This is a genomic window from Aromatoleum evansii (assembly GCF_012910805.1).
GTDB lineage: Bacteria > Pseudomonadota > Gammaproteobacteria > Burkholderiales > Rhodocyclaceae > Aromatoleum > Aromatoleum evansii.
On the sequence record NZ_WTVK01000327.1, the window covers coordinates 1 to 344 of the forward strand.

Here is a 344-nt window from a genome sequence, read left to right on the forward strand (position 1 = left end):
GTGGATTACATGCGCTCGCGCTCACGCTACCCGAGCTTCAGGCTTCCGTTGATCTGGCGACCACCGTTGGGCGTGCCGAACTGATCAGGTGGTGGATGAGCAAGGGGCGGACGTTAGACGGCTTCGTGGATCTGGTCGCCCCCGGGATGTATGCCGAGGCATCGCCGTTGGTCGAGCAGGATCAGCCGTTGGTGATCACGTGTGGATTACATGCGCTCGCGCTCACGCTACCCGAGCTTCAGGCTTCCGTTGATCTGGCGACCACCGTTGGGCGTGCCGAACTGATCAGGTGGTGGATGAGCAAGGGGCGGACGTTAGACGGCTTCGTGGATCTGGTCGCCCCC

The 344-nt window shown here is 62.5% G+C and carries 1 protein-coding gene; it reads left to right on the forward strand.

The features are described from left to right. A partial coding sequence (locus tag GO615_RS28555; protein ID WP_169133134.1) for a hypothetical protein occupies positions 1 to 344 on the forward strand: 344 nt, incomplete at both ends.